We start from the raw sequence: 19,260 nt of genomic DNA on the forward strand, positions 1-19,260 counted from the left end.
AGGATATTATTTGAAGTTATATTAAATTGCAACAAAGTTTACGACAAGAGCCAATATAAAAAGGCCCTTCCGCTGCACGAAAGGAACCACTCTAACTAGATATTGATCATCATCGAATCACAGACAGGCGTGTATCCAATTTCCATGTAGATTTTGTTCGATGTGGGATTGTCAAGGTCGGTATACAAGGTACAGAATTGGTTTGTTTCAAGCAGCATGCTGCTCAGTTCAGCAACAACTGACCTGCCGTACCCTTTGCGCCTGAATTTATTTGGCGTATAAACAAAATTCACTGTGATTCCATTATCTGTTTTCCTTGCCCTTCTGGCCATGGAGACAGGTACACCCTCCACCTCCCAAAAAAACACCGACTTTTCTTCCAGCATTTCCTTGGCACGTTTACTGGCATCCTCGATAGAGATTGGCTTACCAGGTGTATCTTCAGTAAACCCCATCAGCCATTGAGTTACTAAATCAACCTCGCTCCCATCAGCCTGTTCCATTTTCCCTTCACTGATTTCAATATCATTCAGCCTGTCAAGCCTGTATATCCTCTGCCTCATATTTACCTCATATGGCCTGCTTGTTTTTTTGCTCCACATTTCAGCTAATTGTACCGTCGCTTTTTTATTTCCGACAAAACCCGGTAATGAGATATTATAAGCGTTTATGTAATCCCATAGGACTTCCCCTATCTCCGCTATTCTTTCTTCCTGGAATACTGTAACAATCAAGTGGTGCGGCGGGGTTCGGATGAAAACTGCCGCATTGATGCCGCCGTCTTCCATGACAGCCAAGAACGGATCTTCATATCTTCCTTCATTGATTTGGTCAAGCAGGCCTAATGGCAGATTATTTTCTGCTTCCTTTTCAAGCAGTAATGGACGTACCTTATTGTCAAAATCTCTGGTGTCCGTATAGACATTTATATTCATTTTCCTTCACCTCTCATGGAAAATTCGACATAACTGCCATTATTCCTGCTGCTATCGGAAACAAAAGAGAGGGAAAAGGTCCCTTGTGGATTCGAGCCCTGAAATCATTAAAAAGCATCCAAACCATCAACCCTGCAGCTGAAGCGGGAATTCCCAAACTGAAAGATTTACAATCAAAGGATATCAATAAAAAACCGGGATGAACCTCCCGGCTTACGTAGCAGGCTTTGTTTTCTCGGCCTTTTGGTTCTTGCCGCCTGCTGTTAGTTCCCTGGAGAACTCTTCAGAAGTCAGGGGCTTGGCTGATTGCATGCCTGATTTTGTTTTTCGGTTGCGTTTTGTCAATTCTCATCTCTCCTTTCACTCTTCTAGTGTTTACCTCTGCTTCTCGTTTATCCACTGAATAACTTTGTGCCTTGTTCAGGAAAATCAAGGTAGCTCAATCGGCATTTTTCCGCTATAATACTAACCATTTAGGGGGTATCAAGATGACGATAAGAGAATTGACAGCTGCCGATGCGGAGGAATACTGGAACCTTCGGCTGGAGGCTTTGCAAAAAAATGGAGAGGCATTTGCCGTTACATATAAAGAATCCCTTGCCCGGAGCAATCCGATTGCGGGAGTCCGGAATAACCTCGCTTCCGAAAACAGTGTAACAATCGGGGCATTCATTGAAGGACATTTGTCCGCTAATGTAACCCTCTTATATAATCAACACGAAAAGATGAGACATAAGGCTACTATTGCAGCCATGTATGTATCTCCTTCTTTCAGAAAGGCGGGTATTGGAAGGCAACTGCTTGAGGCTGCTGAAACAACTGCAAAGAAGAATGGGATTGAACTCTTACAGCTGACAGTAGTGACCACAAACAAATCAGCTATTACTCTATACAGGGATTTTGGTTTTGAGTCATTCGGTATTGAAAAAAAAGCTATGAAACAGAACGGGAATTATATTGATGAAGTCTGGATGAACAAGATGATATGAAGGATCAAAAAAAGAAGTGAGAGCACAGCTCTCACTTCTTTTTCTTAACCTTTTCATCACTCTCATAAGAGGGGGAATCTCTTGTCACATCATTGAGAATGATTTTCAATATCATTTTAATCTATAATTATTCCCCTGTCAACAAAAAATGTTTTATTCAAAATATATTACAAACCGCCAAATTGTGGTAAAATTCAAAATTAGAGAAATAGAAAAAATACTCGGGGGTAATGTATGAAAGAGAAACTAAAAGCTTTTGGACTGCCGATTGTAATTATTTTGGTGCTGATCGGCATAATATTTTTTCAACAACTTCAGCGAATGACCGAGCTTCCCAATGAAAACTGGAGCCGATCCATTCCATTCACTATGGAAACCGAAGAGAAACCATTAGTGTTTCAAAATGGAGACGAAGTATTTTACAGTGAAAAAGACAAGGTCCATCACTTCAGTATGAATGAGGGACTGCAAATTAAGGACGAAGGGGATATTTCTTTTAGCATTCCCCGGGGATATCCTTTCTGGACAGATGGACGGCAGTTTGTCACTTTAAGCCAGGGTACTCTTAAACTCAGCGGGGGGGATGAAAAAGTCATTGCTGAAGATGTCACTGGAACAGCCACCATGAGCAACAAAATTGTGTACTGGCAGGGAAGCGATGTTTTTGAAATAGATCCGTCCACAATGGAATCGAAAAGCATCCACAGCTTTGCAAGAGAGGTAGGAAATGTTTTCTTCGGCAATGATGGAAGTTACATAGTCGCTCAGCAGACAGATGATGTCAATGCTGACTTGTTTTTCGTGTCTCCGGAGGGGGAGGTAAAGCAAAATCCTTTCCTGAAGGTTGCTAATAACAAAGATAACAAGATTGGAAATATCGCCTATACCGTCCAAGATGGAGAAATCACTTTTATTTTTGATACACAAATGCGTTCCCAGGGAGCCCTTTCCTATAATTTACATACGGCCAAAACAGCTGTAACTGAATTAGGAACGAGCACACTGAAAGCCGATAAGGCAACCATTATCAACGAGGCCACCGGTGCTAAACTGGAAACTCCCCGCTATGTTCAAATCCTGAATTCTGAGGAAGCACCGACCCTTCTTTTCACAGCTGAAGGACAAGGAGTCGGCAATGGCAATTCTGTGAGCCTGTATACGGGAAGCCTCGACAACGGCACTGACATCAGTGCCTCGTCCATGACTACTACCGATGGCATAACCCATTATCCTGTAGAAGCCAGTGATGGATCCATCATATGGCTGGACTATGACGGTGCCAGCTACGAACTGTATGGTGCCTCACAGTCAGATAAAGTTAAAGACGAAAGCACAGAATTGGGGTCACGTTCCTATAAGGAAGCAGGTATTAATACAGTGCTTATGCTGGCCAGCAGCCTTATCACTTTCCTTGTTTCATTCTATTGGATCCTGCCGTCCCTGTTACTTCTGATCGTCCTGTACATGGCAAAGCCAAATATTTTTGAAAAAGAAGAAATTAATTGGGTTGAATATGTTTCCATTGCAATCTTTGCAGTCATGCCGTTCACTTTTGTTGATAAAGCGATGAATAGCTATTTCTATGAAATCGCCCCTTCTTACCTCACCTTCAGTGGGAGCGGATGGGTTCTTCTCCTGGTGATCACGGCAGTCTCTGCAGCTGTTTGGAAATTCGGCCGTGATCCTGAATGGGGAACTTTCGGAGGTGCCTTCTATTTCATCGGGATATACATTATGCTTTACATCACAAGCATCGGAACCTATGTTTTCAATCTTTTCTAATAATAATTTTCGTAAGTTCTTAAGGCTCATTGCTTTGATATGGATCAGAAAAATACATCCCTGCTCTCCTTGGAAAAGTAGCTGATATGAAAGAAAAGTCCAGCTCTTCCTTTTAAAAGCAGAACCTCCAGTACCCGGGGGTACTCTGTATTACCAGACTGTCATCAAGGCAAATCCGCTATTCGGGAACAAAGACAAAACGGACTGGCATAACCCAGTCCGTTTTGTTATGCTCTGCTAATTTTTCTCCATGGTCTGGCTCCTTTGATAAAAGTATACACAAGAATTGAAAAGGCCAGCCACACCCCTCCGGCTGAAAACCCGCCAAGGATATCGCTCGGGTAGTGTACGCCAAGGTATATTCTGCTCAGTCCTATTAAAAGCACAAGCAGGAGCAAAGCCGCGGCACCTATGAATTTTGACCAACGATGATCATAAAGCCTGAAGACAGCAAATGCGAGCGCCCCGTAGAGAATGAAAGAACCCATTGAATGGCCACTGGGAAAGCTGTATCCCCCTTGCTCAACGAGTGCTTCAATGTCTGGTCTCTGTCTTTTGAAATACTCCTTAAGCAGCCAATTGAAGCCGCCCCCCAAAGCTACGGTCAACAAGACATAGAGCCCTAAAGAATATTTTTTGAAGACAAAGAACAGAATGGAAGCAATCCCGGTTAAAACCGTAATCCACTGAACTCCTCCAAGAAAAGTTATCTTCTTCATGAACTCCGTCACGCCTGGAGAAGTAATGGTGTTTACTTCAGAGTAAACTGTTGAGTCGAATGCTTCAATCTCCCGTTCCTTCCATTCTTCTACAATTTCGATGAAGCCCGCTGCCAACAAAATGATCAGGCCGACCCCTATAATAAATAAGATTGTCTGCTTCCAGTCAATTTCCCTCTCTCTCATGACCTCTCCCTTCTCCATTCCTGCAGAGGTTTACTGAGCCTCTACCTTCTTGGTCGTTCTTTTCTTTTTCTGGATTTTCTCTGCCGGTGCTTTTGTGTCAGGTTTGGGTCCTTTCTGCGGCTTCGTCTTATCTATGGAAGCCTGCAGTGCTGACATTAAATCTGTAACATTCGCAGCAGGAGCTTTTTCTTTTGGTGTAACAAACTTTTCCCCTGTTTGCTTGGATTGAATCAGGTCCATCAGCTTTTGACGATATTCATCTTCATACTTCTCCGGTTCGAACCCGGTTGACAGTTGATCGATCAGCATCACAGCTGTTTCAAGCTCCTTCTTGCTTACTTCATCTTCTGCTGGGACATTCGGCACATCCCCGGTACTGCGGACCTCATCTGGAAAATGGATCGTTTCCATCACCATTGTGTTTTGATAGACTCTTACCACTGCCAGCTGCTCCTTGGACCTTATGGCAATTTTGGCAATCCCGACTTTGTTTGATTCCGTCAGAGCCTTCCTTAAGAGACTATAAGCTTTTTTTCCCCCTTCATTCGGGGACATGAAGTAGCTTTTGTTGTAGTAGATCGGGTCAATATCTTCCATTTTTATGAAGTCTACAATCTCTACAGCTTTCTCTTCACTGGAATTCCTTAATTCTTTTATTTCCTCTTCTTCTATGACGACAAACTTCCCTTTTGCAATTTCATATCCTTTTACGATATCCTCGTACTCCAAATCCTTTTCACAGACGGGACAAATTTTCTCATATTTAATCGGTGTATGGCATTCCCGGTGCAGTGACCGCAATTTAACATCTTTATCTTCTGTGGCCGCGTGCAGTTTTATCGGTATATTGACCAAGCCAAAACTGATGCTTCCTTTCCAAATTGTGTGCATGACATTAAGTCCTCCATTTTCTTCGTCTTACTCTTAATTTGGATTAGCGGGCTATGGATCTATCCTATAAAAGTTCTGGAAATACTTCTTCCATGTCTGGTTAAAATAATGATTATCCTGTAATAAGAAGTGGTGATTAACGGTGAAGCCAATGCTACCGACTTTATTCGAAGAATTTCCCGAAAAAGGAAAGTGGAAATATGAGGTGAAGTATGATGGTTTCAGGGGACTGTTATGCATCGGCTCTAGAGCTGAAATTTCCCTCATGTCGCGCAATGGAAATGACCTGCTTCCCCAATTCCCTGAAATCCGGGATTTTATAACAAGCATAATCGATCAACAAGAATGGGCGCTGCCTCTTCTTCTGGATGGTGAAATCACACTTTTGGAAAATGATTTCAAAAGCAATTTCGGCAGCCTGCAAGCAAGAGGCAGGATGAAGAACCCAATTAACATCAAGAAAGCAGCTGACAAAAACCCATGTACCTTCCTTGCATTCGATATTTTACGATTAAGCGGGAAGGGAATCGCAGATAAGGCTTATTCACTTAGAAAGAAGGAATTGAAGACATTGTTCAAGAAGGCAAGCCTTCCATTAGAACCAAGCCATGGATCTTCAGCAAGGATCCAAATGATACCATCCACAACAGACACCCATACAGCCTGGACCAATGTCCGGACGTTTGACGGCGAAGGATTGATTGCCAAAGCAGAGAAAAGCGTTTGGGAAGAGGGAAAACGGACTACAACTTGGCGTAAAATGAAAAACTGGAGAAACGCAAAGTGTTTTATCCTATCTCATGACAGTAAAAACGGGTACTATGAGGTTGGAGTTTTTCACAATAAAAAGGTTATCCACATAGGTGCGTTTTATTTCGGCATAAGTCCGGAAGAGAAACAAGCACTGAATTCAATCATTAAAGATAATGCAATGAAGACCGAGAATGGGAAGGCGTTCGTCCAGCCTGGACTATGTGTTGAACTGCACTATTTAGAATGGTATGAAGACCAATTAAGAGAACCGCATTTTCATCAATTTCTGTTTCATGTTAAACCTGAGGAATGCACGTGGGCACAGTTCATGCTGGATGAAGCAGCCCTTCCCATAAAGGCAGAGATCACCCACCCTGACAAGCCTCTTTGGAAAGAGCCTGAAATCGATAAATTACAGTACATCCGCTATTTGAGGAAGGTTTCATCCCGGCTTTTGTTCTTCCTTCGCGACCGTCCCCTTACCGTAATCAGGCTCCCGCACGGGATGTTCGGCGAATCCTTTTACCAGAAGAACTGCCCCGATTATGCTCCTGACTTTGTAAAAACTGCTAAGAAGGAGAATATTGATTACATCCTCTGTAATGACCTGGAAACCCTTATTTGGCTGGGAAACCAGCTTGCCATTGAATTTCATATCCCGTTCCAGAAGAACGGAACTGCTTATGTAAATGAAATTGTTTTTGACCTGGACCCTCCTTCAAGGGAGCACTTCCACCTGGCTGTCAAAGCTGCGAAAGAAATGAAGAAAGTATTCGATCAATTGAATTTAATCAGTTTTGTCAAGACTTCCGGCAATAAGGGACTGCAGATTTATATTCCTATAAATGATGGGTACACGTGGGAAGATACTCATCTCTTTACGGAGTTCATGGCAAATTATTTGGTCAATCTCCACCCTGATGAATTCACGATAGAGCGTTTGAAGAAGAACAGGAATAACCGGTTATATGTGGACTATATCCAGCATGCTGAAGGAAAGACAATCATTTCGCCGTATTCACCAAGAGCTAATGATGATGCTCTTGTTTCCGCACCGCTGTATTGGGATGAAGTAACAGATCAACTAAGGCCAGAAGCATTCACAATGAAGACAGTACTGGAAAGACTAAAAAAAACCGGCTGTCCTTTTGCAGGATTTGAAGAAGCAAAAGAACATCAGAATTTTGAAGAGGTCCTCTCCTTCCTGCAAACAAACAAACAAGGATAAAAACAATCATAAAAGACAGGGCATAACCATGCGCCTGTCTTTTATGATTATTATTTTTGACTGCATCGGTGCTTAAGGACCTGAGTCCACCTGGGTACAAAGAGTTTTATAACAGAATAAAACCTTTTCCTGCTTGTCACCCATGGTTTTTCAAGTTTTTTAAGCTTTCAAAAAAACGTTCTCTTCCACTATTTCCTTAGCGTGTTCCTGAAGCTCTGAATAACTTTCCTTTTCCTCAAGCTCCTCATGATTCAATGTACGAAAGCTTTCAGGCTCCTTCACATCCACCTCAAGCTTGAAGCTGGCCATGTATGTTGCATTTCCGATTAAGTCCATGGAGTATTTCCCGGCATCTTTATGGACGATGACCTTAACTTTGCCTCCATTATTGTAAACGTCAATTTCTTTTTCGTACTCATTCATGCCGGCCAGGCAAGTTACAAGCGTTGAAGCCGACATTGCAGTGCCGCAGGCGTTGGTGAAGCCGACACCTCTTTCAAAGGTCCTTACATATATTCCGGCTGGTCCAAGTGACTGCACAAAGCTGACATTGACTCCATCCGGGAAAAGATTGTTTGGGCCATTCACCGTTTCCGAAATACTTTTTTGCTCATTGGAAATGATATGCTCATTCTCGACAATACTGATCAAATGCGGATTCGGAACTGCCACTGCCGTAAATGTCAAAGAGTCGGAGATTTCCGGTACCTTACCGGAAATCAAGGTTTCTCTGTCAAGATTCATTGGCAGGTGTTCCAGTTCGAACAACACAGGGGATATCTCTACCTTGTACGTTGGGATTCGGGAATAAATCGGCGGCTCCTTAGAAACCTGCAGGTCGGCTTTCAGTGTTTCGATCGTTATTTCAGCTTTATTCTTCAATTCCGTTACATACCGGCCGACACACCTTAAGCCATTGCCGCACATGGACGCTTCAGATCCATCCGCATTAAAGACCCTCATCTTACCATCACATCTATCACTATTCATAACAAAGAGAATACCGTCTGCCCCGATTCCCTTTTTGCGGTCACAAAGAGCAATAGCCAGATTCTGACGATCCTTCTCGGAAAAATTATACGTTTCAGTAATTTCATCGATCAACAAAAAATCATTGTTCGATCCATGACATTTTATAAGGTTAAGTTCCATATAAGACCCTCCAGGGAGTAACTTGTTGGCGGAGGATAACTAACGGGGTATCCTCCTATTAATCTATATTATTCGTATCATTAGCTTGCCATATTCAAGGCCATTAAGCAACCGAAATATGGGGGGACGGCCATGGGCTTTCAGTATGAGCAAAATCAGTTCAGTTATTAAGCAGGAAACGTTATGATAAGAAAAAAGTCAGCCATGCAAAATTAGGAGGAGAATTTTCTCATGTCCACGGATTACAGGTTCTATTTCAAAGTAAAAAAAGTAGTTGTAATAGAAGATGACGACAGTGTAAAAGAAGTGCTGGTCCAGACGAAAATAAAAAAAGGCAGCGGTGAGATCTGCCTTGAGGATGATTTCCCTGTCAGAATTACGGAAATTGGAATTTTCCCTGTACCAAAAACCATTGCCGAAAAGGTGCAGCACCCTGCACTTCGCAGACTGATTCCTTTTGAGTTAAAGCGGTATATCAAGCCGCAGAAGCAGTTTTTGGAACCAGGCGATTACGATTGATTCTCGTGCCCGCCTGTCATATGTGATTCTTTTAAATATTCGATTCTTAAAAGCCCCTCAGCCCATTGGCAGGAATCTGCATAATACTGATTGATATCGCTTTGTGCCAGGCCGAGATCCTGTCCAAGCATATTTGCGCTTTCCCAGTCAGCTGTCTCGATTGCCACAACAAGATCCAGCACTTTTCCAAGATGATTATCCTTCCCTTTTAACGCATCGCAGATATCATCCTGAAGAGGCATATCTTTCAATATTGTTTCGATGGGCTGTCCAATGATGGATTCCATCAGGGAAAACATCCCGGTGAGAAAATAACTGGAAGGGACTTCATCTCCAATGGCCGCTGCAGAAATTAATTCACACATCTTGGCACGGATGAGACAAAGTTTGATTACCTCATCGGACATTTGATTAGATGAGCCGGTCATGTCCCTTATAGCAAGGACGTATATCCATCGTTTTATTTCGACCAACCCTAACAGCATGATTGCCTGCCTTATTGAATTGATTTTCTGTTTAGGACGATAGGCAGGAGAATTAATGAGTTTCAGAAGTTTGTAGGATAGTGAAATATCCCTCTCAATGAGCTCCGATATTTTCTGTATACTTGGTTCATTCATCTCGAGGCTTTGGATCACATCATAATAAGAATGAAAATAGATCGGCACATCATAGGTACTCAGTATGACCGGCTTGCTGAAGAAGTATCCCTGAAAAAGGGTATATCCCCTCTTCCTCGCTTCATCGTAGTCTGCTCTGGTCTCAACCTTTTCCGCAAGCAGCTTTATATCCAGCAGCCGGGCAATCAACTCGATTTCTTCCCTTTTTTCTTCAGATGTCGCAAGCATATCGACTTTTATATAGTCTGCCTGCTTCATCAATTCCCTGCAATTCGGATCTTCCTTGTCAAATACAAAATCATCCAATGCTACCTTATACCCCAGCTGTCTCAGTTCCCTGCAGATCGTGATGATAGCAGGTGATGGCTTTACAGTCTCCAGGATTTCCACTACAATTTCACGAGGATGGAAGTAAGTGGGCACCTTCAGCTTCAGCAAAGTTTCAGTAAAGTTGATAAAGCAGGGCTTTCCCCCTGAAAGCTGATCGATTCCTATGTTCAAAAAACTGTTGATTATCACATCCGCTGTTGCCCTGTCACCATTTATATTAGGAAAAGCATTTTCCTGGTTATTTCGATATAGTAACTCATAGGCCATCGTTTCTTCATTGTCGTCGAAAATAGGCTGTCTAGCCACAAAAACTTCCATTTCTGTTCACTCCTATGAGATGATGAAAAAGTCCGCATTAGTTCTTTACTAACACAAAAAAGGATAATATTTGAAGATTTCTCTATTAGAATATCAAGAATTCTTACATAAGTCTATCTAATTTCTTTAAGCTCACTTTACCACGTTAAAGCAGCGGGGGACTGTCCCCCGCTGCTTTAACGCGATGATGTGTAATACAATACACAAAAAAACACCAGGAAAAATGGTCCTGGTGTTTTCGGATCAATGGACTGAATGTACAAAGAAATTAATCAAGAACAGTCCTGCTATTATATATAAAGGAATTGAAACATCCCTTGCCTTTCCATTTGCGACCTTCAAGATGGGATACAATATAAATCCGATCGCTATTCCGTCAGCAATGCTGAAAGTAAACGGAATCATCGCAATGATGAAAATGGCAGGAAACGCTTCTGTTAAATCTCTTAAGTCCATATGGCGGATATTTTGAATCATCAGCCCTCCGATAATGATCAATATCGGGGCAATCGCATGGTCCGGGATCCACTTAAGATATGGGATGAACAATGAAGATGCAAGGAATAACACACCCGTTGTCAAAGAGGTCAATCCCGTTCTTCCACCTGCTGCTATGGCAGCTGCACTCTCTACCGTGGAAACAGTAGGACTTGTTCCAAATACACCGCATGATGCGGCCGAAAATGCGTTAGCCTGAAACGCTCTTGGATACTTTTCCGGATTTCCGGCCATATCGGTATGGCCATGAACCAAGCCGATATTTTCAAAAACCAAAACCATGGTGATTGAAAAAGCAGCAATCCAAAACGGCAGTTCCATTAATTTAGAGAAAGACAGTTCACCAAAGACAAAACCGTATTCGGAGAAACTGAATCCCGATCCGCTGGTTTCCGGTTCAATCCCGAAAAAGAATCCTAGCAGTGTACCGAAGACAATGCTCCATAAGAATCCGCCTTTAACGTTTCTGATAAACAGAAAAATCGTCACAAGGAAGGTCAGGATAGTGGCAATGACACGAATGTCACTGACGTCTCCCAAACTGATCAAGGCACTTGAGCCTCTTTCGACGATTCCGCCTTTTTCCAGTCCGATCAGCATCAGGAACATACCTAATCCGACCGTAATCGCCTCTTTAAGAGTTTTCGGAATCGCTTTTGATAGAATACTTGATAACTTCGTAAATGCAACAAGCATGAATAACAGTCCAGAAATGAATACAGCTGCCAACGCTTCCTGCCAGGAAAGCCCCATCGACCCCACCAAGGTAAAGGTGAACATCGCGTTGATTCCCATTCCGGGAACAAGCAAAATCGGGGCATTTGCCCATAATGCCATTACGAGGCACCCGAAAAACGAGGCAAGGATGGTCGCCATAACCGCTCCTTCAAACGGCATGCCTGCTTCCGATAGGATCATTGCATTGATCGCGATGATATACACTATCGTAAAATACCCGATCGCTCCTGCTGTCATCTCTTTTTTCACTGTTGTTCCGTGCTGCTTTAAACGAAAAATACCTCCTGTTGTTTTCATAATATCATGTCCTCACGACATAGCCCTCTCCCTACCCGCTTACCCTGAAAAAGGGAAGCCACAAGAAGTAATTGTAGCAGATGTACGTACCTTTGCCAATATGTATTGAACGATTTGATTGTGGCAGAGTAGTGTTGTACAGATGAACTGCTGTTTATTAAAAATCTCCTATAAAAAAAGCGGGAAATATCCCGCTTCAGCTTGTAGACAAAGTACAATTGATGGACCATGCCTATAAGTTTGTTAAAAAGTAGGGTGGTTGGAAACGGAAAGTTGATTTCCGCTACAGGCGCACGACTCCGCGGGGCGGGCGGTGAGCCTCCTCGCTGCGCTTGCGGGGTCTCACCTGTCCCGCTAATCCCGCAGGAGGTCGTACGCCTTCCGCTCCAATCAACCATTGTAAACTACGCTGCTTCCAACATAAAAACTTTTAAAAAAATCTGGGGGATACACTATGTTATCAAAACATGTTGAAGAAGGAAGGAACCAGATTGTCCTCGAACGAAAGATGGGTACCTAAGGAAATACGATTACGTTTATAATGAACATTTTGACTGCTCTATTTTTCCGGAAGGTCAATTACTTCCATACCACACCACCACAAGAGATGGATACAAAAAGTACGCTTCTGATCCTTTAAAGTGTAAGGATTGTCCGTTATTACAGAAGTGCACTCAAAGTCACATCCATACCAAAATGAAACATAGACACCTTTGGCAGGATTACATATATGAGGTTGATTCATCTGAGGCACACAGATATGAATAATACACTATACGTGCAGTGAAAAGAAACAATCGAAAGAGTTTTTGCTGATGCGAAAGAGAAGCATGGCACGCGTTGGACAACCTTGAGAGTTAAAAAAGTTTCAATGCAGGCGATGCTTACGTTTGCTGCCAAGAACCTTAAAAAGTTAGCAAACTGGACATGGCGAAGGCCATGTCCAGTCTAAATATCAACGATTTTCACTCGAAAATTAACAAACCCCACTCCAACCTTTTGTTTGGAGTGGGGTTTGTCTATGGTCTGAAGCGGGAAATATCCCGCTCTTCTTTGAGTCACTGATTGATCTGACGGATAAGATTTGCCATTTCAATGGCACTGACAGCTGCTTCCCATCCTTTGTTTCCTGCTTTTGTTCCTGCACGCTCGATTGCCTGCTCGATTGTATCTGTTGTCAGGACACCGAAGATCACTGGAACCTCTTCCTGAAGCCCCACATTAGCAACACCTTTTGCAACTTCACCGCTAACATACTCAAAGTGGGCTGTCGCGCCTCTGATGACTGTTCCCAGTGTGATGACAGCATCATACTTTTTCGTTGCGGCCAATTTCTTGGCAATGACCGGGATTTCAAAAGCACCTGGCACCCATGTAACCGTAATGTCTGCTTCATCAATGCCATGGCGTTTTAATGCGTCTTCTGCACCACCGAGAAGTTTGCTTGTGATGAATTCATTGAATCGCGCAACCACGATTGCCACCTTTAATCCCGACCCTACTAAATTGCCTTCATAAATTGTTTTCATTATTATTTCCTCCCTAAAATTGAAGTAAGTGTCCCAATTTACTCTGTTTTGTCTTTAAATATTTTTCATTTTCTTCTTTTGAAGGCATTTGGATGGCCACTCTTTCCTCGACTTCAAGTCCATAGCCTTTGACACCTGTGATTTTGCGGGGGTTGTTCGTCAAAAGCCTCATTTTCGAGACGCCAAGATCCTTCAAGATTTGGGCCCCGATGCCGTAGTCACGCAGGTCTGCTGCAAAACCCAGCTTATGATTCGCTTCGACGGTATCTAATCCTTCTTCCTGCAGTTTATAGGCTTTCATCTTGTTGACGAGTCCGATTCCTCGTCCTTCCTGCCTCATATATAAAAGGACACCCCTGCCTTCCTTTTCAATCTGAGAAAGTGCCGCATGAAGCTGGGGACCGCAGTCGCACCGGTTAGAACCGAATACATCACCTGTCAGGCACTCAGAATGAACCCTTACAAGTACCGGCTCATCAGGAGATAACTCTCCTTTCACGAGCGCAACATGCTCCTTGCCTGTTAATTTCTCTGTATAAGCTACCGCTTTGAAATGTCCGAAATCTGTAGGAAGCTCAATTTCAACTTCTTTTTCTACCAGTTTCTCCTCTTTCCTTCTATACGCGATCAGATCCTGGATGGTAATCAGTTTTAATTTGAACTTTTCAGCGATTTCCCTCAATTGTGGAACTCTGGCCATCGTTCCATCAGGATTCATGATTTCACATATCACTCCAGCCTTTGTTGCTCCAGACAAGGCTGCAAGATCTACAGCCGCTTCTGTATGGCCAGCACGTTTAAGGACACCGCCGGTTTTGGCGATCAACGGAAAGACATGGCCCGGCCGCTTTAAATCGGCAGGCTGTGTCCCCTCTTTAATCATTTCCAAAATAGTTGTCGACCTCTCAAAAGCACTGATCCCTGTTGTGGTGTTTACATGATCGACACTGATGGTGAAGGCTGTGCCGAAAGGATCTGTATTCTGGTCAGCCATCGGATTCAACTGTAGTTCAGTTGCTTTTTCGATTGTAATCGGAGTACAGATTAACCCTCTTCCTTCTGTTGCCATGAAGTTGATCACTTCAGGAGTCGCTTTATCTGCAAGGGCGACGAAGTCCCCTTCATTTTCCCGGTCTTCGTCATCTACAACAATGATGACTTTCCCAGCTTTTAAATCTTCCAATGCCTCTTCAATCGTATTGAACATGTCCTGTACCTCCTCCAAATTGCTCATTCCATAAATCCATGCCGGGTAAGAAAATCGGTTCCAATATCGCTTTTTCCCGGCCCTTCACCCCCGCCGCCGTTCATGAATTTATAAATGTATTTTGCCATCATATCGCATTCGACATTAACGATATCCCCGACTTTCTTGCTGCCGAGAATCGTGTCATGCCTTGTTTGCGGTATCAACGAAACTGTAATGGTATTATTCCCTAATTCGAAGACGGTCAGCGAAGTGCCATCAAGACAAACAGAGCCCCTATGGATAAAATAACGGGATAAGCCGCCTGGGATTTCAATGGTGATGTAAAGCGCATTTTCAACAAAATGAGTCGAGACAATTGTACCCGTCCCGTCTATATGTCCAGTCACAAAATGACCGCCGAACCGCCCATTTGCCGGCATTGCCCTTTCCAGGTTCACTTTCGCACCTGCTCCAAGTATGTTCAATGACGTATGTTCAAAGGTTTCAGGCATGACATCAACAGTGAAGGTCCGGCTGTTAAAGGAAGTGACCGTCAGGCAAGTTCCGTTGATTGAAATGCTGTCTCCCAGTTTCACATCTTCCAATACCCTTTTTCCTGAAACCGAAAGTACCATGGATGCGGAAGATTTTTTTATTTTTTCAATTGTGCCGATTTCCTCAATGATTCCAGTGAACATAAGGTCACTCCTTTCTTAACGGCTTTGCAATGACCTTGATATCATTTCCGATTTTTTCTATGGAAGTGAATTGCAGTTCCACGCCTTCTGCAATCGAAGGAAACCCCTGGCCCCCAAAACTGGAGAATGCTTGGGATCCCCCGACCAACTTAGGAGCGATATAGGTAACCACTTTCTGAAATGCCTTTTCTTTTAAAAAGGAAAAATGTACTGCTGACCCGCCTTCAACGAAAAGTGAGGTTACATTCATCTCACCAAGCCGCTGTAAAACCGGTTGAATCTGCAAAACAGGAGAAGGAAGCTGTTCAACTTTCACTCCCTTTTCCAGAAGAAGCGCTTTGCTCTTATCCTTCGCTTCGCTTCCGCAAAAAATTACAGTCTCTGCGTCCTTTGTATTTAAAATACTGCTATCCAAAGGAATTCTTAAATTCGTATCCAAAACAACTCGAATGGGATTTTTTCCACCGCGGGGCAGACGGGTGGTAAGAAGAGGGTTATCTGTTAAGACTGTGTTGACTCCAACTAAAATGGCATCATGTGCATGGCGGTATTTATGTACATCCATCCTGGATTCTTCAGAAGTGATCCACTTGCTGTCACCTGTATATGCGGCTGTTTTCCCATCCAGGGTCACTGCTGCCTTGAGAGTGACATAAGGTGTCCCGTTCTGGATAAAGTGAAAGAAGTGTTCATTTAATTCCAGTGCCTCTTCTTCACAAATACCTGTCATGACTTCTATTCCGGCCATTTCAAGAATTGAAATTCCTTTTCCGGCCACTAATGGATTGGGGTCCAAACTTGCAATAAAAACACGTTTCAGTTTATTTTCAACGATAAGATTGGCACAAGGAGGTGTCTTCCCTTTATGGGCACATGGTTCCAAGGTTACGTATATATCTGCTCCCTCTGCTTTCGAACCAGCCTGGCGGATGGCATGGACCTCTGCATGCGGCTCTCCTGCTTTCAAGTGTGCTCCCATTCCAATGATTTCTCCATCTTTAATGACTACAGCACCGACTGCAGGATTAGGAGAGGTCTGTCCCTTACCTGCACTTGCCAGGGATAAAGCCAATTTCATGTATTCTTCTTCCTGCAAAGATGAAATCTCCTTTCTGACACAACATATCCCCAAATATATTGCAAAATATAAAAAACCCTGAGCGGTTGGAGCACTCAGGGAGAATAGCCATAACTAAATAAGCGTATAAAACAAAAGTTTTTTACGCGGCCTCTTCCTTCTCCCATCCAGACTGTCACTGTCGGCTTTGGAATTTCACCAAATCCACCGTCATCCAATAGAAAATGACGGGTCACGGACTAAGAACTAAAAAGTTCATCACCGCCGGTAGGGAATTTCACCCTGCCCCGAAGGAATAATTATTCGATTGTGTTTACTATACCATAATAATAAAGAACGTACATAGTCGGTTGCCTGAAAGTTCGAACAATGCTTTACAGACAGCTGCTTCTATATAAGGAAATAATCCTCCATTACCAGCACAATAAATAGCAAAGCAATCTGTTTAAGGGCCATATCCGTTTCTTCAAACATAATGAGAAGGCTTGCCGGATCGAATAGCTGCTGTTTAACGACCGGCATCTTTCCCTTGATCAAGGAACATACTTTGTCTTCATTGATTGAAAGATCCCATCCCTCCCCCTTTTTCTCAAAAGAGATCCTGTTTCCTTGGCGGTCTTTCCATAATCTGTCGTCCCCAGTAAAGGCAGTCCTTCCAAAAAAAGGTGCGGAAACCATTACAGAACTCCCTTTTCTCTGCATCAATGCTTCTTCATTCTCATATTGAAGCGTCCAAACACCGCCTCTTTGAATCACCCTGGCAGTCATCCTTCCACTGAAATTGAAGAAGCAGTAAGAAGTTTCATTTCTAATAACCACAAGGCAATTTTCGCTGCCGGCAGTGGCACGTTTCAATCCCCGGCTTGAACGCCTGACTTCATAAGCATAGATTAGATGCACAGAAACAAATGCCATCCCCATCAGGATCATAACCAGATAAAAGATGATATGGATACCAGGTATAAGAATGCTCAACAATACACCGAGGAGCAACAATGCCATCGCTCTCTTAAAATACAGCCGGCTCATTCTATCATAAAATAGGGCTATGTTCATCAGTAGTAGTCACCCCTTACCAGAGTTCCTTTTATAGTATGAGTTTAATAGAGATTATAGAACTCTAGCAAAATCGCCTTCAGATCAGGGAGCAAGGTCAAACAAAAAGAAGGGGAAGCCCTTTTACGAGAGGGCCTCCCTTTCTTCAAGCTTTAGTTCATCTAACAAAAACACCTTATGAGCCTCCATTTCTGCAATGATTTCATCAGGCAGGAATGCCCTCAATTGTTCCGCTTCCACCCAATGGTAATCCATGTGTTCTTCAGATAAGGATACACTCGCTGACTTGGTTCTGCATAGATAAGTCAACAGCACCACTTGCCTGTTCGGATCTGTTTTGAAGCTTACAGCGAATAAAATTCTCTCAACTGCTGATTCAAGATTCGTTTCTTCTTTAATCTCCCTGTAAAGGGCCGCTTCCAAATCTTCACCAAAATCAATCTTGCCACCGGGAAACTCCCAGGAACCAGCCCCAACCGCGTCCTCCAGCGACCGCTGGACGATCAGAACCTTCCCCTCATCATTAACGACCATCCCTTTAACCGCAACAACGGTTTTGTTAATAGCACTCAAATTAGTTTCAACCTGCTTTCGTATTTAGTGTAAAATAATGACTTTCTTAGAGATTTTTCAACTCAGGAGTTATGCCAGTAACGAATATACCGCTTCAGCTTGGCAGGGCCGATATTTCGAGGGACTCTCGGGAATGGAGGGGATGTATTAAAAAGCTGTCAAGAAAAACCCCAAGAAAGGTCATTTCTTCTTGAGGTAATTGTTATAATTAAACCTTGACATCCTGGAATTGAATATCTTTTTCTTTCCATGACAAGAGATCCATAAATCTTCTTTCTGCATCCGAATAGCCTTGATTATATAAATCTTCAAGTTTTCTTGGGTTGCGTTCGATCCTTCCAACTTTCAGCGGCAAGTTAGGACGGATGATAAAGACATTTCCCTTCTCTTCTTCCTTTTCGAGGTAGTCCACTGTCTCATTATATCGCCTATACCGCTGCACCATAGCCTGCCACAGCCCTGGATATTGAGGGTATTTCCTTTTTACGAGATAGTTGAACCGGGATGGACTTTTTTGATAATCCTTGTTCCTTGTCAGCACAACTACATTCTTACCGAACCCGTCGTCTTCAGCTTTCTTTAAAGGAATCGGGTCGCTTATTCCACCATCCAGCAAATGCCGGGAATTGTACTCCACCACCGGTGCCACAAAAGGAAGGGAACTGGAGGCGCGGATCGGAGTAAGGACATCCCCTGCATAATCCTCACGATAGTGATAGACAGGCTCACCTGTTTCGCAGTCGGTTGTTCCGATTACAAACTCAGCGTTATTTTCCTGGAACGCTTGATAGTCGAATGGAACGATCTTGTTAGGGATTTCATCGAAGACAAAATCCATGCCGAATAGTTCACGTTTTTTAAAATAATTTCTCCAGGATAGATACTGCGGGTTGCCTGCAAATCCAATATTGACCTTTTTGTTCCGCCCTTTTTGTTTTGATAAATAAGAGGCTGCGATACAGGCTCCGGCTGATACACCGATTACATATGGGAACTCGATATCTTTTTCCAGAAAATACTCCAGCACTCCTGCAGTGTATACTCCTCTCATCCCCCCGCCTTCCAAGACAAGCCCGGTTTGTTTGAAAAGCATGAAACTCACCTTCTTTATTTTGATTCTTTCCTAGTCTGTTCAAAACACATACTGATTGTCTCATAAAATGGAAATGTTGTGTATCAATC

18 protein-coding genes, 1 pseudogene and 1 riboswitch are annotated in these 19,260 nt (G+C 43.1%); of the genes and pseudogenes, 5 read left to right on the forward strand and 14 right to left on the reverse strand.

Features of this window, described 5'->3' with window-relative positions:
• Positions 1 to 95: 95 nt before the first annotated feature.
• Both D3H55_RS08640 and D3H55_RS25195 read right to left on the reverse strand, forming a co-directional pair.
• Entirely contained in the window at positions 96 to 935 is an 840-nt protein-coding gene (locus D3H55_RS08640; protein ID WP_119546504.1) for a GNAT family N-acetyltransferase, read from the reverse strand.
• 213 nt (positions 936 to 1,148) lie between these two features.
• Positions 1,149 to 1,280 (reverse strand): hypothetical protein, encoded by a 132-nt coding sequence (locus D3H55_RS25195; RefSeq protein ID WP_276310217.1) that lies wholly within the window; start codon positions 1,278 to 1,280, stop codon positions 1,149 to 1,151.
• A gap of 143 nt (positions 1,281 to 1,423) precedes the next feature.
• Here D3H55_RS25195 and D3H55_RS08645 point away from each other — a divergent pair, with 143 nt between their 5' ends.
• On the forward strand, positions 1,424 to 1,924 hold the full coding sequence (locus D3H55_RS08645) for a GNAT family N-acetyltransferase (RefSeq protein ID WP_119546505.1): 501 nt from the start codon (positions 1,424 to 1,426) through the stop codon (positions 1,922 to 1,924).
• A 234-nt stretch (positions 1,925 to 2,158) separates the two neighbouring features.
• Positions 2,159 to 3,706, forward strand: a complete 1,548-nt coding sequence (locus tag D3H55_RS08650) for a hypothetical protein (RefSeq protein WP_119546506.1) — start codon at positions 2,159 to 2,161, stop codon at positions 3,704 to 3,706.
• Between the two features lie 227 nt (positions 3,707 to 3,933).
• Here D3H55_RS08650 and D3H55_RS24880 read toward each other — a convergent pair whose 3' ends face one another.
• Positions 3,934 to 4,629, reverse strand: coding sequence for a phosphatase PAP2 family protein (locus D3H55_RS24880; RefSeq protein WP_240628521.1), 696 nt, complete (start codon positions 4,627 to 4,629; stop codon positions 3,934 to 3,936).
• Between the two features lie 12 nt (positions 4,630 to 4,641).
• A complete protein-coding gene (gene ku, locus D3H55_RS08660; RefSeq protein ID WP_119546507.1) occupies positions 4,642 to 5,502 on the reverse strand; it encodes a non-homologous end joining protein Ku in 861 nt (286 codons plus the stop codon).
• 142 nt (positions 5,503 to 5,644) lie between these two features.
• Here ku and D3H55_RS08665 point away from each other — a divergent pair, with 142 nt between their 5' ends.
• A complete protein-coding gene (locus D3H55_RS08665) occupies positions 5,645 to 7,483 on the forward strand; it encodes a DNA ligase D (protein WP_119546508.1) in 1,839 nt (612 codons plus the stop codon).
• 159 nt (positions 7,484 to 7,642) lie between these two features.
• On the opposite strand, the gene dapF is transcribed toward D3H55_RS08665, so the two are convergent.
• The gene (dapF, locus tag D3H55_RS08670; RefSeq protein WP_119546509.1) at positions 7,643 to 8,635 is read right to left on the reverse strand and encodes a diaminopimelate epimerase; all 993 of its coding nucleotides are present in this window, start codon (positions 8,633 to 8,635) and stop codon (positions 7,643 to 7,645) included.
• 231 nt (positions 8,636 to 8,866) lie between these two features.
• On the opposite strand from dapF, the gene D3H55_RS08675 reads away from it, so the two are divergent.
• Positions 8,867 to 9,154, forward strand: a complete 288-nt coding sequence (locus D3H55_RS08675; protein ID WP_119546510.1) for a hypothetical protein — start codon at positions 8,867 to 8,869, stop codon at positions 9,152 to 9,154.
• Here the strand turns inward: D3H55_RS08675 and D3H55_RS08680 are convergent.
• Entirely contained in the window at positions 9,145 to 10,422 is a 1,278-nt protein-coding gene (locus D3H55_RS08680) for an EAL and HDOD domain-containing protein (RefSeq protein WP_119546511.1), read from the reverse strand. The genes D3H55_RS08675 and D3H55_RS08680 overlap by 10 nt on opposite strands.
• A 243-nt stretch (positions 10,423 to 10,665) precedes the next feature.
• Complete coding sequence (locus D3H55_RS08685; RefSeq protein WP_119546512.1) at positions 10,666 to 11,955, reverse strand: NCS2 family permease; 1,290 nt, start codon at positions 11,953 to 11,955, stop codon at positions 10,666 to 10,668.
• Between the two features lie 495 nt (positions 11,956 to 12,450).
• Here D3H55_RS08685 and D3H55_RS24885 point away from each other — a divergent pair.
• A pseudogene (locus tag D3H55_RS24885) lies at positions 12,451 to 12,907 on the forward strand (transposase); the annotation flags it as partial.
• Between the two features lie 106 nt (positions 12,908 to 13,013).
• Here the strand turns inward: D3H55_RS24885 and ribH are convergent.
• The 7 genes from ribH to D3H55_RS08725 all read right to left on the reverse strand — a co-directional run bounded on the left by ribH (position 13,014) and on the right by D3H55_RS08725 (position 19,171).
• Positions 13,014 to 13,484, reverse strand: a complete 471-nt coding sequence (gene ribH / locus D3H55_RS08695; RefSeq protein WP_119546514.1) for a 6,7-dimethyl-8-ribityllumazine synthase — start codon at positions 13,482 to 13,484, stop codon at positions 13,014 to 13,016.
• Positions 13,485 to 13,497: 13 nt separating this feature from the next.
• The gene (locus D3H55_RS08700) at positions 13,498 to 14,691 is read right to left on the reverse strand and encodes a bifunctional 3,4-dihydroxy-2-butanone-4-phosphate synthase/GTP cyclohydrolase II (protein WP_119546515.1); all 1,194 of its coding nucleotides are present in this window, start codon (positions 14,689 to 14,691) and stop codon (positions 13,498 to 13,500) included.
• A gap of 23 nt (positions 14,692 to 14,714) precedes the next feature.
• Positions 14,715 to 15,371 (reverse strand): riboflavin synthase, encoded by a 657-nt coding sequence (ribE, locus tag D3H55_RS08705; protein WP_119546516.1) that lies wholly within the window; start codon positions 15,369 to 15,371, stop codon positions 14,715 to 14,717.
• Positions 15,372 to 15,375: 4 nt separating this feature from the next.
• Positions 15,376 to 16,467, reverse strand: coding sequence for a bifunctional diaminohydroxyphosphoribosylaminopyrimidine deaminase/5-amino-6-(5-phosphoribosylamino)uracil reductase RibD (gene ribD, locus D3H55_RS08710; RefSeq protein ID WP_119546517.1), 1,092 nt, complete (start codon positions 16,465 to 16,467; stop codon positions 15,376 to 15,378).
• 133 nt (positions 16,468 to 16,600) lie between these two features.
• Positions 16,601 to 16,748, reverse strand: a riboswitch (FMN riboswitch).
• 91 nt (positions 16,749 to 16,839) lie between these two features.
• Entirely contained in the window at positions 16,840 to 17,505 is a 666-nt protein-coding gene (locus D3H55_RS08715; RefSeq protein WP_119546518.1) for a hypothetical protein, read from the reverse strand.
• Positions 17,506 to 17,628: 123 nt separating this feature from the next.
• Complete coding sequence (locus tag D3H55_RS08720) at positions 17,629 to 18,078, reverse strand: NUDIX hydrolase (protein WP_119546519.1); 450 nt, start codon at positions 18,076 to 18,078, stop codon at positions 17,629 to 17,631.
• A 208-nt stretch (positions 18,079 to 18,286) separates the two neighbouring features.
• Positions 18,287 to 19,171: a patatin-like phospholipase family protein gene (locus D3H55_RS08725; protein ID WP_119546520.1), complete on the reverse strand. Its 885-nt coding sequence runs from the start codon at positions 19,169 to 19,171 to the stop codon at positions 18,287 to 18,289.
• Positions 19,172 to 19,260: the final 89 nt, after the last annotated feature.

This window comes from Bacillus salacetis, from assembly GCF_003581585.1.
Lineage (GTDB): Bacteria > Bacillota > Bacilli > Bacillales > Bacillaceae_B > Rossellomorea > Rossellomorea salacetis.